9 protein-coding genes are annotated in these 14,212 nt (G+C 67.8%); all 9 read left to right on the top strand.

The annotated features are described in order from the left end of the window. Positions 1–34 precede the first annotated feature (34 nt). The 9 genes from nirB (at position 35) to QU481_RS02595 (ending at position 14,110) form a co-directional block, all read left to right on the top strand. Positions 35–2,467, top strand: coding sequence for a nitrite reductase large subunit NirB (gene nirB, locus QU481_RS02555; protein WP_289828316.1), 2,433 nt, complete (start codon positions 35–37; stop codon positions 2,465–2,467). Continuing rightward, positions 2,464–2,601 (top strand): hypothetical protein, encoded by a 138-nt coding sequence (locus tag QU481_RS02560; protein WP_289828317.1) that lies wholly within the window; start codon positions 2,464–2,466, stop codon positions 2,599–2,601. The genes nirB and QU481_RS02560 overlap by 4 nt, the downstream gene beginning before the upstream one ends. 22 nt (positions 2,602–2,623) lie before the next feature. Beyond that, positions 2,624–2,950, top strand: a complete 327-nt coding sequence (gene nirD / locus QU481_RS02565; protein ID WP_289828318.1) for a nitrite reductase small subunit NirD — start codon at positions 2,624–2,626, stop codon at positions 2,948–2,950. 10 nt (positions 2,951–2,960) lie between these two features. Continuing rightward, positions 2,961–5,660: a nitrate reductase gene (locus QU481_RS02570; protein WP_289828319.1), complete on the top strand. Its 2,700-nt coding sequence runs from the start codon at positions 2,961–2,963 to the stop codon at positions 5,658–5,660. A gap of 14 nt (positions 5,661–5,674) precedes the next feature. Then, entirely contained in the window at positions 5,675–6,418 is a 744-nt protein-coding gene (gene cobA, locus QU481_RS02575; protein WP_289828320.1) for a uroporphyrinogen-III C-methyltransferase, read from the top strand. An 84-nt stretch (positions 6,419–6,502) separates the two neighbouring features. Further along, complete coding sequence (locus QU481_RS02580) at positions 6,503–10,843, top strand: DEAD/DEAH box helicase (protein WP_289828321.1); 4,341 nt, start codon at positions 6,503–6,505, stop codon at positions 10,841–10,843. Positions 10,844–10,955: 112 nt separating this feature from the next. Further along, positions 10,956–12,350, top strand: coding sequence for a tetratricopeptide repeat protein (locus tag QU481_RS02585; protein WP_289828322.1), 1,395 nt, complete (start codon positions 10,956–10,958; stop codon positions 12,348–12,350). Positions 12,351–12,425: 75 nt separating this feature from the next. Continuing rightward, a complete protein-coding gene (locus tag QU481_RS02590; RefSeq protein WP_289828323.1) occupies positions 12,426–13,352 on the top strand; it encodes an ABC transporter ATP-binding protein in 927 nt (308 codons plus the stop codon). Beyond that, the gene (locus tag QU481_RS02595) at positions 13,349–14,110 is read left to right on the top strand and encodes an ABC transporter permease (protein ID WP_289828324.1); all 762 of its coding nucleotides are present in this window, start codon (positions 13,349–13,351) and stop codon (positions 14,108–14,110) included. Before QU481_RS02590 ends, QU481_RS02595 begins: the two co-directional genes overlap by 4 nt. The last annotated feature ends 102 nt before the right edge of the window (positions 14,111–14,212 follow it).

Raw genomic sequence — 14,212 nt, forward strand, 5'->3', positions numbered from 1 at the left:
GCGCAGGCGATCCAACAAGGTCAAGGAAAGCATCATGAAGAAACTGAAACTCGTCGTCGTCGGCAACGGCATGGCCGGTATCCGCACCGTCGAAGAACTGCTGGCGCTGGCGCCGGAGCTGTACGAAATCACCGTGTTCGGCGCGGAGCCGCACCCGAACTACAACCGCATCCTGCTCTCGCCGGTGCTGGCGGGCGAACAAGCATTCGACGACATCATCCTCAACCCGCTGTCGTGGTACGCCGACAACGGCATCCGCCTGCATCTGGGCAAGACAGTGACCGAGATTGACCGCGTGCGCCGCGTCGTTGTCGCCGACGACGGCACAGAAGAACCGTACGACCGATTGCTGCTCGCCACCGGCTCGTCGCCGTTCATCCTGCCGGTACCGGGCAAAGACCTCGAAGGCGTGATCAGCTACCGCGACATCTACGACACCGAGGCGATGATCGAAGCGGCGAAGACGAAGCAGCACGCAGTGGTGATCGGCGGCGGCCTCTTGGGGCTGGAGGCGGCCAACGGCCTGAAGCTGCGCGGTATGGACGTGAGCGTCGTACACCTGGGCGACTGGCTGCTCGAGCGCCAGCTCGACGAGACCGCCGGCCGGCTGCTGCAGAAGTCGCTGGAAGAACGCGGCCTTGCCTTCCTGCTCGGCAAGCAGACGGCCGAGCTCGTCGACGACGGCACGGGCCATGTCGCCGCAGTGCGCTTCAAGGACGGTGGCGAGGAAAAAGCCGACCTGGTGGTGATGGCGGTCGGCATCCGCCCAAACACCACATTGGCCGAATCGGCCGGCCTCCACTGCAATCGCGGCATCGTTGTCAGCGACGCGCTGCAGACATTTGACCCGCGCATCTACGCGGTCGGCGAATGCGTCAGCCATCGCGGCGTCGCCTACGGCCTGGTTGCCCCGCTGTTCGAGCAGGCCAAGGTCTGCGCCAACCACCTGGCGCAGCTGGGCATCGGCCAGTACAAGGGCTCGGTGCTGTCGACCAAGCTCAAGGTCACCGGCATCGACCTGTTTTCCGCCGGCGATTTCATCGGCGGCGACGGCACCGAGGACATCGTGCTGTCCGACCCGGCCGGCGGTGTCTACAAGAAACTGGTGATCAAGGACGACAAGCTGGTCGGCGCGTGCCTGTACGGCGACACCGCCGACGGCGCCTGGTACTTCAAGCTGCTGCGCGAGGGCCGCACCATCAACGACCTGCGCGACACGCTGATGTTTGGCGAATCGGCGATCGGCGACGCTGGCGTGCAGGGCCAGAGCCGCGCCGCCGCGATGCAGGACAGCGACGAGGTGTGCGGCTGCAACGGCGTGTGCAAAGGCACAATCGTCAAAGCGATCAAGGACAAGGGCCTGTTCACCGTCGACGACGTGAAGAAGCACACCAAGGCGGCGAGCTCCTGCGGCTCGTGCACCGGTCTGGTCGAGCAGATCCTGATGAGCACGGTCGGCTCGAGCTTCCAGGAGACCCCGAAGACCAAGGCGGTGTGCGGCTGTACCGACCGCACCCACGCCGAAGTACGCAAGGCAATCCGCGAACACCACTTGCTCGACCACAAGGCGGTGTACGACTTCCTCGAATGGCGCACGCCGAACGGCTGCGCCACCTGTCGGCCGGCGGTGAACTACTACCTCTTGTCGACCTGGCCGCACGAGGCGGTCGACGACCCGCAAAGCCGCTTCGTCAACGAGCGCGTGCACGCCAACATCCAGAAGGACGGCACCTTCTCGGTGATCCCGCAGATGAAGGGCGGCGTCACCAACTCGGAGGAGCTGCGCCGCATCGCCGACGTCGCCGACAAGTACCACGTGCCGATGGTCAAGGTGACCGGTGGCCAGCGCATCGACCTGTTGGGCGTGAAGAAGGAAGACCTGGTCAACGTCTGGAAGGATCTGGGCATGCAGTCGGGCCACGCCTACGGCAAGTCGATCCGCACGGTGAAGACCTGCGTCGGCAGCGAGTTCTGCCGCTTCGGCACGCAGAACAGCACGCAGATGGGCATCGAACTCGAAACGATGCTGGCGAACATGTGGAGCCCTCACAAGGTGAAGCTCGCCGTGTCCGGCTGCCCGCGCAACTGCGCCGAGGCCGGCATCAAGGACGTGGGCGTGATCGCGGTCGACTCGGGCTGGGAGCTCTACGTCGGCGGCAACGGCGGCATCAAGACCGAGGTCGCGCAGTTCCTCTGCAAGGTGAAGACCGCTGACGAGGTCAAGGAATACAGCGGCGCCTTCCTGCAGCTCTATCGCGAGGAGGCGTACTACCTCGACCGCACCGTCCACTACATCGCCCGTGTCGGCCTCGACTACATCAAGGCAAAGGTCGTCGACGATGCGGCCAACCGCCAGGCCCTCTTCGAGCGGCTGCTGTACTCGCTCGAAGGCCTGCCCGACCCGTGGGCCGCGCGCATTGCCGGTGCACAGAAGAATGAATATATCCCGATCAAGGCCATCGCATGAGCGCCGACCCAGAGCCTTACTGCGCGGCCCTGATCGGGGCTCATGCGCTGCTCGAAATCCTCATGGACATCAAGTCCATTCCGGTTTCTGCGCTGCTCTTCACCCCGCTGAGGGCCGCTCGCGACAGACTCTGAGCCGGCTCGAAGGAGAGACATTATGAACATGCCCGTTGAAAAACCCTGGCTGCGCGTCTGCGCCGTCGACGACATCCCGCTGCTTGGCAGCCGCGTGGTCGAACGCGACGCCGGCAATGTCGCGGTGTTCCGCACCGCTGCCGACACTGTGTTCGCGCTGCTAGACCGCTGCCCGCACAAGGCGGGGCCGCTGTCGCAGGGCATCGTCCACGGCGAGACGGTGACCTGTCCGCTGCACAGCTGGAACATCGATCTGGCAAGCGGCGAAGCGAAGGCACCGGACGTCGGCTGCGCACGGCGCTTTCCCGTCAAAGTCGAGAACGGCGACGTTTACCTCGCCTTGAGCTGAGGGTCGGATCATGAGCAAAACCGTCACCAAATCGACCTGTTGTTACTGCGGCGTGGGCTGCGGCGTACTGATCGAGTCGGACGGCGACCGCATCACCGGCATCCAGGGCGACCCTTCGCATCCGGCCAACTTCGGCCGGCTGTGCACCAAGGGCATGAACCTGCCGGCCACCGCCGCCAGCACCACCGGCCGGGCGCTCTACCCCGAGCTGCGGCTGACCCGCGATGCCGAACGCCAGCGGGTCGACTGGGACGCCGCGCTCGACACGGTGGCCGAACGCTTCGCCGACATCATCCGCCGCCACGGCCCTGATGCGGTGGCGTTCTACGTGTCGGGGCAGCTGCTGACCGAGGACTACTACGTCTTCAACAAGCTCGCGAAGGGGCTGATCGGCACCAACAACATCGACACCAATTCGCGGCTGTGCATGTCGAGCGCGGTGACCGCGTACAAGCAGGCGCTCGGCGCCGACGGCCCGCCGACCTGCTACGAGGACCTGGAGCTGGCCGACTGCGTGCTGTTCGCCGGCAGCAATATGGCGTACGCGCACCCGGTGCTGTTCCGTCGCCTCGAAGCCGCCAAGGCCGCACGCCCCGACATGAAATGGATCGTCGTCGACCCACGCCGCACCGACACCGCGGCGATGGCCGACCTGCACCTCGCCATCCAGCCCGGCACCGACGTCGCGCTGTTCAACGGCATGCTGCACCACCTGATCTGGGAGGGGCTCATCGACGACGACTACATCGGCGCGCACACCGACGGCTTCACCGAACTGAAGACGCTGGTGCGCGACTACACGCCGAAGATGGCCGCCGAGCTGTGCGGCATTCTCGAGGCCGACCTGATCACCGCCGCCGAGTGGTTCGGCCGCAGCCCATCCAGCCTGTCGCTGTACTGCATGGGCCTAAACCAGTCGAGCCACGGCACCGACAAGAACCTGGCGCTGATCAACCTGCACCTGGCCACCGCCCAGATCGGCAAGCCCGGTGCCGGGCCGTTCTCGCTAACCGGCCAGCCCAACGCGATGGGCGGGCGCGAGGTCGGCGGCATGGCGACGATGCTCGCCGCGCACCGCGACATCGGCAACGCCGAACACCGCGCCGAGGTGGCCGACGCCTGGGGCATGCCGGTCGAGCGGCTGTCGGCCGAACCGGGCCTGCCTGCTGTGGCGATGTTCGACGCGATCCGCGGCGGCCGGATCAAGGCGGTCTGGATTGCCTGCACCAACCCGGCGCACTCGCTGCCCGACCTCGGCAACGTCGCAGAGGCGCTGGCGGCGGCCGAGTTCGTCGTGGTGCAGGAAGCGTTCGCCAATACCGACACCGTGCCCTACGCTGACCTGCTGCTGCCGGCGACGACGTGGGGCGAGAAGAGCGGCACAGTGACCAACTCCGAGCGGCGCATCTCGCGGGTGCGAGCCGCTGTCGCCGCGCCCGGAGAGGCGAAGCCGGACTGGTGGATCGCCGCCGAAGCGGCGCGCCGCATCGAGGCGGAGCTCTACCCCGAGTCCTCATCGCTGTTCCCGTACCAGAACCCGATCGAGATATTCGACGAGCACGCCGGCCTCACCACCGGCCGCGATCTCGACATCGGCGGCCTAAGCTACGCCCGGCTCGAAGCGGACGGCCCGCAGCAATGGCCATTACCGGTCGGCGCGACGACGGGTCTGGCGCGCCGCTATACCGACGGCGTGTTCGCGACGGCGGACGGGCGCGCGCACTTTCACGCGACGCCGTACAAGCCAGTCGCCGAGCCGACCAGCGCACGCTATCCGTTCCATCTGTTGACCGGCCGGCTACGCGACCAGTGGCACGGCATGAGCCGCACCGGCCGCGTGCCCCAGCTGTTCTCGCACACGCCGGAACCTTCGCTTGCAATGCACCCGAACGACGCCGAGCGGCGCGGCCTGAAGGCCGGCGAGCTGGTACGCGTCGAGAGCAAGCGCGGTGGCCTCGTACTGCCACTCGCGGTATCCGACGAGGTGCAAAGCGGCAGCGTGTTCGCCGCCATGCACTGGAACGGCCAGTTCCTCAACTCGGGCGGCATCAATACGGCGAGCCTGCCCAAGGTCGACGGCAAGTCATTTCAGCCGGAACTGAAGCACGCGGCGGTGCGCGTCGAACGCGCGCTCTTGTCGTGGCGCGCGCTCGCCGCCTGCCGCTCGGCCGACGTGCTCGGGCTGCAAGCGGCGGTACAGCCGCTGCTCGCCGACTGCGACTACGCTGCGATCAGCCTGCAGGGCGACGACACGCTGGTGCTGCGCGTCGCCTGCGAGAACGCCCCCACCGGCTGGCTAGCACGCCTGTTCGCCGCGCTCGGCCTGCAGCCGGGGCCGGACGTGCTCGAATACCGCGACGCCCGCCGCGGCGTCGTGAAGCGGGTCGGCTGGCTCGATGGGCGACTCGCCGGCTTCGTGTTCGCCGGCGATGCGGCAGGCGGCGACGCGCTGCTCGACACGCTGCTCGCCGGCGAGCCGTGGCAGGGCCCGCGCCTCGCGGTGTTCACGCCGAAGGGTGTCGCCACTACGCCGCGTGAACGCATCGTCTGCAACTGCAAACAGGTCGGCGAATCGCAGATCCGCACCGCGATCGAGCGCGGCGCCGATGTCAACGAACTGAAAACCACGCTCGGCTGCGGCAGCGTCTGCGGATCGTGCGTACCGGAGCTGAAACGCCTGTACACGACAACCGCGCCGCAGGCGGCGTAATGGGAGATGAGACGATGAAACAAGGCAAAGTGATTCTGCTCGGAGCCGGCCCGGGCGATCTGGACCTGTTGACGCTGAAGGCGGTAAAGGCGCTCGCGTCGGCCGACGTGCTGCTGCTCGACGACCTCGCCAACGCCGAGATCGTCACCCTCGCGCCCCAGGCGCGGGTGGTCCGCGTCGGCAAGCGCGGCGGCTGCAAGTCGACGCCGCAGGACTTCATCCAGCGGCTGATGCGCCGCTACGCGCTGCAGGGCAAGACGGTGGTGCGGGTAAAGGGTGGCGAGGTGCTGCTGTTCGGCCGCGCCGGCGAGGAGATCGCCTACCTCGAGGCGGCCGGCGTCGCGGTCGAAGTCGTCAATGGCATCAGCTCCGGCCTCGCTGCGGCCGCGAGCCTTGGCGTGTCGCTGACGCACCGCGACCACTGCCGCGGCGTCACCTTCGTCACCGCGCACGCGCAGGACGATTCCGAGCCAGATTGGGACGCGCTCGCCGCGACCGGCACCACGCTGGTGATCTATATGGGCATGAGCCGGATCGCCAGCGTCGCTACCGGACTCGGCCGCACGCTGTCGCCGGCCACGCCGGCAGCGGTGGTGCAGTGGGCGAGCACCGAGCGCGAACAGCGGCTGGTGACGACGCTGGAGCACCTCGCCGCCGACGCGCACGCGGCCGGCCTCGGCAGCCCGGCGATCATCCTGGTCGGCGACGCGCTCTCGGGTCTGGCCGCTCCCGCCTTGCGCCAGCCGATCGCCGCCTAGGCCGGCACCGGCGCCGAGACACGAGAGCCCCGCCCTCCCCGCTGCACTACTATGAAGTCACCTTCTGGCGCAGCGGACTGACTCGTGAATCCGGTTCCCTACTTCCATCCGGCGGTGGCGCAATGGTTCGTCGACACCTTCGCCACGCCCACCCCCGCGCAGGCGCAGGCCTGGCCGGCGATCCAGTCGGGCCGACATGTGCTGATCGCCGCGCCGACCGGCTCGGGCAAGACGCTGGCGGCCTTTCTCGCCGCGATCGACGCGCTGGTGCGCGAAGGGCTTGCCGGCGATCTGCCGGATGAAACACAGGTGGTCTACGTTTCCCCGCTCAAGGCGCTGTCGAACGACATCCAGAAGAACCTGGACATCCCGCTCGCCGGCATCCGCGACGCCTTGCAGGCGCAGGGCTTGCCCGACGTGGCGATCCGCACGCTGGTGCGCACCGGCGACACCCCGCAGGCGGAGCGCGAGCAGATGCGCCGTCGCCCCCCGCACATCGTCGTCACCACGCCCGAGTCGCTATACGTGCTGCTCGGCTCCGCGTCCGGCCGCAAGATGCTGTCGACCACGCGCACGGTGATCGTCGACGAGATCCACGCGCTCGCGCCAAACAAGCGCGGCTCGCACCTGGCGCTGTCGCTCGAACGCCTCGCCGCGCTGGCCGGCGACCGCCTGGTGCGGGTCGGCCTGTCGGCAACGCAAAAGCCTATCGCCGAGGTCGCGAGCTTCCTGGTCGGCGCCACCGCGAACGAGGGGTCGGAACCCGGCTGCACCGTCATCGACACCGGCCACGTGCGCGAGCGGGACCTCGCGCTCGAGGTGCCGGACTCGCCGCTCGAGGCGGTAATGTCGGGCGAGGTGTGGCAGCAGACCTACGGCCGGCTTGCCGAGTTGATTCTGATGCACCGCACCACGCTGATCTTCGTCAACACGCGAAGGCTGGCCGAACGGGTGACGCGGCACCTGTCCGAGCGTCTCGGCGAAACCGAGGTCAGCGCCCATCACGGCAGCCTGTCGAAGGAGGCGCGACTCGACGCCGAGCAGCGCCTCAAGGGCGGCGCATTGCGCGCGCTGGTCGCCACCGCCTCGCTGGAACTCGGCATCGACATCGGCGATGTCGACCTGGTATGCCAGCTCGGCTCGCCGCGCTCGATCGCGGCGTTCCTGCAGCGGGTCGGCCGCTCCGGCCACGCGGTAAGCGGCACGCCGAAGGGGCGACTGTTCCCTCTGTCGCGCGACGATCTGGCCGAATGCACCGCGCTGCTCGCCTGCGTGCAACGCGGCGAGCTCGACCGGCTGATCGTCCCGCCGCAACCTCTCGACGTGCTGGCGCAGCAGATCGTCGCCGAGGTCGCCGCGCTGGACTGGGGCGAGGACGAACTATACGCGCGCTTTACCCGCGCCTGGCCGTACCGGGCGCTGGCGCGCGACGACTACGCCGCGGTGCTCAAGATGCTGGCCGAAGGCTACAGCACCCGGCGCGGCAGACGCGGTGCGCTGATCCACCACGACGCGGTCAACAAGGTGCTGCGCGGCCGACGCGGCGCGCGGCTGACCGCGCTGACCAGCGGCGGCACTATCCCGGACAACGCCGACTATCAGGTGATCTTGGAGCCGGAAAACCAGTTCATCGGCACGGTGAACGAGGACTTCGCAGTCGAAAGCGCGGCCGGCGACATCTTCCAGCTAGGCAACAACGCCTACCGCATCCTGCGCATTGAGCGCGGCACGGTGCGGGTCGAAGACGCCCACGGCCTGCCGCCGACTATCCCGTTCTGGTTCGGCGAGGCGCCGGGCCGCAGCGACGAGCTGTCGCAGTCGGTTGCACGGCTGCACGCCGACGCGGCCGCCCGGCTGGCGGACGATGCGTCAGGCGAGTCCGTGCTGCGCTGGCTCGTCGACGAGTTGGACATCAGCGAGCCGGCCGCACGCCAGCTCGCCGACTATCTGGCATCCGCGCACGCCGCGCTCGGCGCGCTGCCGACGCAGGACACCCTGATCTTCGAGCGCTTTTTCGATGCGGTCGGCGGCATGCAGCTGGTGATCCACTCGCCATACGGCAGCCGCGTCAACCGCGCCTGGGGGCTGGCCTTGCGCAAGCGCTTCTGCCGCAGGTTCAACTTCGAGCTGCAAGCGGCCGCCACCGAGGACAACATCGTGCTGTCGCTCACCACCGCGCACAGCTTCGACCTTGCCGAGGTGGCCCGCTACCTGCACTCGGCCACTGCACGGCTGGTGCTGATCCAGGCACTGCTCGACGCACCGATGTTCATCACGCGCTGGCGCTGGGTGGCATCGATCGCGCTGGCGCTGCCGCGTTTTCGCGGCGGCAAGAAGGTGCCGCCACAATTCATGCGCATGGATGCGGAAGACCTGATCGCGGCGATCTTCCCCGACCAGCTCGCCTGCGCCGAGAACTTGGCTGGCGAACGCGAGATTCCCGACCACCCGCTGGTGCGTCAGACCCTCGCCGACTGCCTGAACGACGCGATGGACGTGGAAGGCTTCGAGCGGCTCTTGGCCGGCATCGAGTCCGGCGCGATCAGGGTGGTGGCGCGCGAGCTGACCGAACCGTCGCCGCTCGCGTTCGAGGTGCTCAACGCCAAGCCCTACGCCTTCCTCGACGACGCACCACTGGAGGAGCGCCGCACCCAGGCGGTGATGAGCCGGCGCTGGCTTGACCCGGAAACCGCCGCCGACCTCGGCCGCCTCGATCCGGCCGCCATCGCGCGGGTGCGCGAGGAGGCCTGGCCGGATGCAGCCAATGCCGACGAACTGCACGACGCGCTAGTCTGGCTCGGCTTCGTCACCGAGGCAGAGGTCGCCGCGCAGCCGAACTGGCACGACTGGCTCACAGCGCTCGCCAAGCAGCGGCGGGTAGCACGAGTGCAGCACGGCGGCGCAACGCTGTGGATCACTGCCGAGCGGCTGAGCCAGTTCCGGGCGCAGTGGCCCGACCTCGCCCCGCAGCCGGCGATTACCCCGCCGGCCAGCGAGGTGGCGCAGGACCTGTCGCCCGACACCGCGCTGGTCGAGATCGTCCGTGGCCGGCTCGAGGGCCTCGGCCCGGTCCGGCTTGCCGCCTGCGCCGCCTCGCTCGGCATGGCGTCGAGCGACATCGAGATCGCGCTCGCCGCGCTCGAAGGTGAAGGCTTCGCGCTGCGCGGCCGTTTCAGCGACGATGCCGTCGACGACGAATGGTGCGAACGGCGGCTGCTGGCACGCATCCACCGCTACACCGTCAAGCAGCTGCGCGAGCAGATCGAGCCGGTCGCCGCGCGCGACTTCCTGCGCTTTCTGTTCGACTGGCAGCACGTCACGCCGGACACCCGCATGGAGGGGCCGGACGCGGTCGCGGCGATGGCCGCACAGCTCGAAGGCTACGAGGCGCCGGCCGGCGCCTGGGAGACCGAGCTGCTGCCCTCGCGCATCCCCGCCTACGAGCCCTCCTGGCTCGACGACCTGTGCCTGGCCGGGCGCCTGTCGTGGGCGCGGCTGACCCCGCGCTCGGTGAGTCCGGACAGGCCAGGTAAGACCAAGGGCGCCGGGCCGATCCGCACCACCCCGATTACCCTGTTCGCGCGGCGCAACGGTCAGCTGTGGACACAGCTCTCGGCTCCCCCCGAGCCGCCGGCCTTGAGCGTGCGCGCGCAGGCCGTGGCCGATGCCATCCGGGAACACGGCGCGTCGTTCTTCGACGAACTGGTCGACGCCACCCACCTGCTCGGCGTGCAGGTCGAGGAAGCGTTGGCCGAGCTGGTCGCGGTGGGCCTGGTGAACGCCGACAGCTTCGGCGGACTACGCGCCCTGCTCGTGCCGTCCGAGCGGCGACGGCCGAGCGGCGGCAGCACGCGCCGGCGCCACCACCGCACCGTGCAGTTCGGCATGGCGGACGCCGGCCGCTGGGCGCTGGCGCGGCGCAGCTCTGCTTCGGCCAACGATGCGGAGGCGACCGAACATGTCGCGCGCACCCTGTTGCGCCGCTACGGCGTGGTGTTCTGGCGGCTATTGGAGCGCGAGGCCGACTGGCTGCCGCCATGGCGCGACCTCTTGCGCGTCTACCGCCGGCTCGAGGCGCGCGGCGAACTGCGCGGCGGCCGCTTCGTCGCCGGCTTCTCCGGCGAGCAGTACGCGCTGCCCGAGGCGGTGGGGCTGCTGCGCGAAGTGCGCCGCACGCCGCACAAAGGTGAGTGGCTATCGCTGTCGGGCGCCGACCCGCTGAACCTGGTCGGCATCCTCACGCCGGGCCCCAAGCTCCCGGCCTTGACCGGCAACCGCGTGCTGTACCGCGACGGCGTGCCGATCGCCGTGTTCGCCGCCGGCGAAGTGCGCTTCATCGAAGTCCTGGAAGCGCAGGAACAATGGAGCGCGCGCAACGCGCTGTTGCGCCGCCACGTGCCGCCGATGCTGGTCGACTTCTCCTGACGGCCGGATAGCCTTTCCTTCCCGCTTGCCGCCGAGAGCGGCGACGCACTACTGGCGCTGATACACTGGCAGGCTCTCGTGCGTACCGCCACCTCACCCGGATCACAACCCAATGTCAGCTCATTTCGCCCAGGCCGAAGCCGCGTTCCACGAAGGCAATCAATGCATGGAGGCCGGGGACGCCGAGGGAGCCGCGGCCAGTTTCCGCCGGGCGCTGGGATTCGCGCCTGGCTTCGCCGAGGCGCTCGCCAATCTGGGCTACCTGTACGAGCTTTCCGGCGCCGTGGCAGACGCGGAGGTCTGCTACCGGCAGGCGATCGCGAGCAGCCCCGATTGCATCCAGGTCTACCTGAACCTTGGCGTGCTGCTGATGAACCGCAAGCGCTTTGCCGACGCCGAGACAATCTACCGGCAGGCGCTGGCGGTGGCGCCGGACTCGTCTGCCGTCTGGTCCAGCCTGGGCGTGCTGCTGGCCTGCGCCAAGCGGGAAGACGAGGCGGAGCGCTGCTACCGCACCGCACTGGCACTCGATAGCACCGATGAGAAGGCCCGCTTCAACCTGGGCTATGTGCTGCTGCGCCAGGGCCGCTTCGAGGAAGGCTGGCACTGCCTCGAAGCGCGCACCAACCACGCGCTGCTCCGGCAGCAAGCATTCTTCGCCTGCCCGCGCTGGCAGGGCGAGCCTCTGGCCGGCAAGTCCATCGTCGTCGGCTTCGAGGCCGGCCACGGCGACATGATCCAGTTCTGCCGCTACACCGCCGTGCTCAAGCGGATGGGTGCGACGCGAGTCACCGTCGTCTGTCACCCCGGCCTGAAGACCCTGTTCGCCAGCCTGCCCGGCGCGGACGAGGTGCTGTCGTTCCAGGACGCCGTGCCCTCCTCCGGCTGGGATTTCTGGACGCTGCCGATGAGCCTGCCCCATCACTGCCGCACGCACCTCCTCGACGACATCCCCGCCGCCATCCCGTACCTCGCGGCCGAGCCGGAGAGGGTCGCGCACTGGTCCCACCTGCTGCCCGAGGGCCAGCCCCGCGTCGGCCTGGTGTGGAAGGGCAACGCGCACTTCGAGAACGACGCCGAGCGCTCACTACCCTGCCTCGACGCGCTGGCCCCCCTGGCGACGGTGACCGGCGTGCAGTATGTCAGCCTGCAGAAAGGCCCCGGCGAGCAAGAGGCCGAGCAACCGCCCACGGGCCTGCCGCTGTTGCCGCTGGGCGCCGCCTTGCAGGACTTCGCCGACACCGCCGCACTCGTGACCAACCTCGACCTGGTGATCAGCGTCGACACCGCCGTCGCCCACCTCGCCGGCGCGCTGGGCAAGCCCTGCTGGGTATTGCTGCCGGACTACCGGACCGACTGGCGCTGGCTGACCGGCCGCAGCGATACGCCGTGGTATCCGGAACAGATGCGCTTGTTCCGCCAGCCGCCGGGCGGCGATTGGGCCGAGGTCGTCGCCGACGTGACCCGTGCACTGCAGCAATGGGCACCGCTGCAGCGTTCTGCCTGAGCTTAGGCTGCGCGTAAGCAGAAGGTGGCCATTCCAGGCCGCCAACGCGGCCTGCCGTCTGCTATCGTCATACCTATGCAGCCCATCATCACCATAACGAATCTCTCCAAGACCTACGCGTCCGGCTTCCAGGCCCTGAAGCATGTCAACCTGGAGATCCGCCGCGGGGAGATCTTCGCCTTGTTGGGCCCCAATGGGGCGGGCAAGACGACGTTGATCAGCACGATCTGCGGCATCATCAACCCCAGCGAAGGCCGCGTGCTCGTCGACGGCCACGACATCGCAACCGACTACCGCGCGGCCCGCGCCATGATCGGCCTCGTGCCGCAAGAGCTCACCACCGACGCGTTCGAAACCGTGTGGGCGACCGTGTCGTTCAGCCGCGGCCTGTTTGGCAAGCGCAAAAACCCGGCCCACATCGAAAAAGTGCTCCGGGCGCTGTCGCTGTGGGACAAAAAGGACAACAAGCTCATCACGCTGTCAGGTGGCATGAAGCGTCGCGTGCTGATTGCTAAAGCGCTGTCGCACGAGCCCACGGTGCTGTTTCTCGACGAGCCGACCGCGGGTGTCGACGTCGAACTGCGACGGGACATGTGGCAGCTGGTGCGTTCGCTTCAGGACAGTGGCGTCACCATCATCCTGACCACGCATTACATCGAGGAAGCCGAAGAGATGGCCGACCGCATCGGGGTGATCCGCAGGGGGGAGATCATCCTGGTGGAAGACAAGGCCGAGCTGGTGCGCAAGCTCGGCAAGAAACAGCTGACGCTGCAGCTGGACGCACCGCTCGAGCGCCTTCCCACCGAACTCGCCGGCTACCAACTGGACCTGTCGGGCGACGGCACTGAACTGACCTACACCTACGACACGCAGGGCGAGCGAGCCGGCATCATCGCGCTGCTGCAAGACCTGAACAGGTCCGGCATCCGCTTCAAGGATCTCCAGACCACGCAAAGCTCGCTCGAAGACATCTTCGTCAGCCTGGTGAGGGAGAAAAAATGAACATCCACGCGATCAACGCCATCTACCGGTTCGAGATGGCGCGTACCGGCCGCACGCTGATGCAGAGCATCGTCTCGCCGGTCATCTCGACATCGCTCTATTTCATCGTCTTCGGCGCGGCCATCGGCTCGCGCATCCCCCAAAGCCATGGCATCAGCTACGGCGCTTTCATCGTGCCGGGGCTCATCATGCTGTCGCTGCTGACACAAAGCATCGCCAACGCCTCTTTCGGCATCTACTTCCCCCGGTTCACCGGGACGATCTACGAGCTTCTGTCGGCGCCGGTTTCGTATCTCGAGATCGTGATCAGCTATGTCGGGGCGGCAGCGACCAAGTCGATCATCCTCGGCCTGATCATTCTCGCGACGGCGGGGCTGTTCGTGCCGCTCCAGGTCGTCCATCCCCTCTGGATGATGCTGTTTCTCGTGCTGACAGCGGTGACTTTCAGCCTGTTCGGTTTCATCATCGGCATCTGGGCGGACAATTTCGAAAAGCTGCAGGTCATCCCGCTTTTGATCATCACACCGCTGACCTTCCTCGGCGGCAGCTTCTACTCAATCGATATCCTGCCGCCATTCTGGCGAACCGTTGCGCTGTTCAACCCGGTGGTCTATCTGATCAGCGGCTTCCGCTGGAGCTTTTACGGCCTCGCGGATGTCCACGTCGGCGTCAGCCTCGGCATGACAGTCGTGTTTCTCGCGCTGTTCATGGCGATCGTCGCGTGGATTTTCAAAACCGGCTACCGGCTCAAGGCCTAGTCCTTTGATCAGGCTCCGCCCATCATGCGAAGGTATTTAAGGTGACACACCGTACCAAACGATCGCGATCCACAAAGCGTCACTGCACATGGAGGAGCGTAG

The organism is Crenobacter oryzisoli (assembly GCF_030385785.1).
In the GTDB taxonomy this organism is placed as follows: domain Bacteria; phylum Pseudomonadota; class Gammaproteobacteria; order Burkholderiales; family Chromobacteriaceae; genus Crenobacter_A; species Crenobacter_A oryzisoli.

Excerpts from the sequence above, each read along its gene's own strand:
- nirB (WP_289828316.1), top strand. The coding sequence starts at position 35 with ATGAAGAAACTGAAACTCGTCGTCGTCGGCAACGGCATGGCCGGTATC.
- QU481_RS02560 (WP_289828317.1), top strand. The coding sequence starts at position 2,464 with ATGAGCGCCGACCCAGAGCCTTACTGCGCGGCCCTGATCGGGGCTCAT.
- nirD (WP_289828318.1), top strand. The coding sequence starts at position 2,624 with ATGAACATGCCCGTTGAAAAACCCTGGCTGCGCGTCTGCGCCGTCGAC.
- QU481_RS02570 (WP_289828319.1), top strand. The coding sequence starts at position 2,961 with ATGAGCAAAACCGTCACCAAATCGACCTGTTGTTACTGCGGCGTGGGC.
- cobA (WP_289828320.1), top strand. The coding sequence starts at position 5,675 with ATGAAACAAGGCAAAGTGATTCTGCTCGGAGCCGGCCCGGGCGATCTG.
- QU481_RS02585 (WP_289828322.1), top strand. The coding sequence starts at position 10,956 with ATGTCAGCTCATTTCGCCCAGGCCGAAGCCGCGTTCCACGAAGGCAAT.
- QU481_RS02590 (WP_289828323.1), top strand. The coding sequence starts at position 12,426 with ATGCAGCCCATCATCACCATAACGAATCTCTCCAAGACCTACGCGTCC.
- QU481_RS02595 (WP_289828324.1), top strand. The coding sequence starts at position 13,349 with ATGAACATCCACGCGATCAACGCCATCTACCGGTTCGAGATGGCGCGT.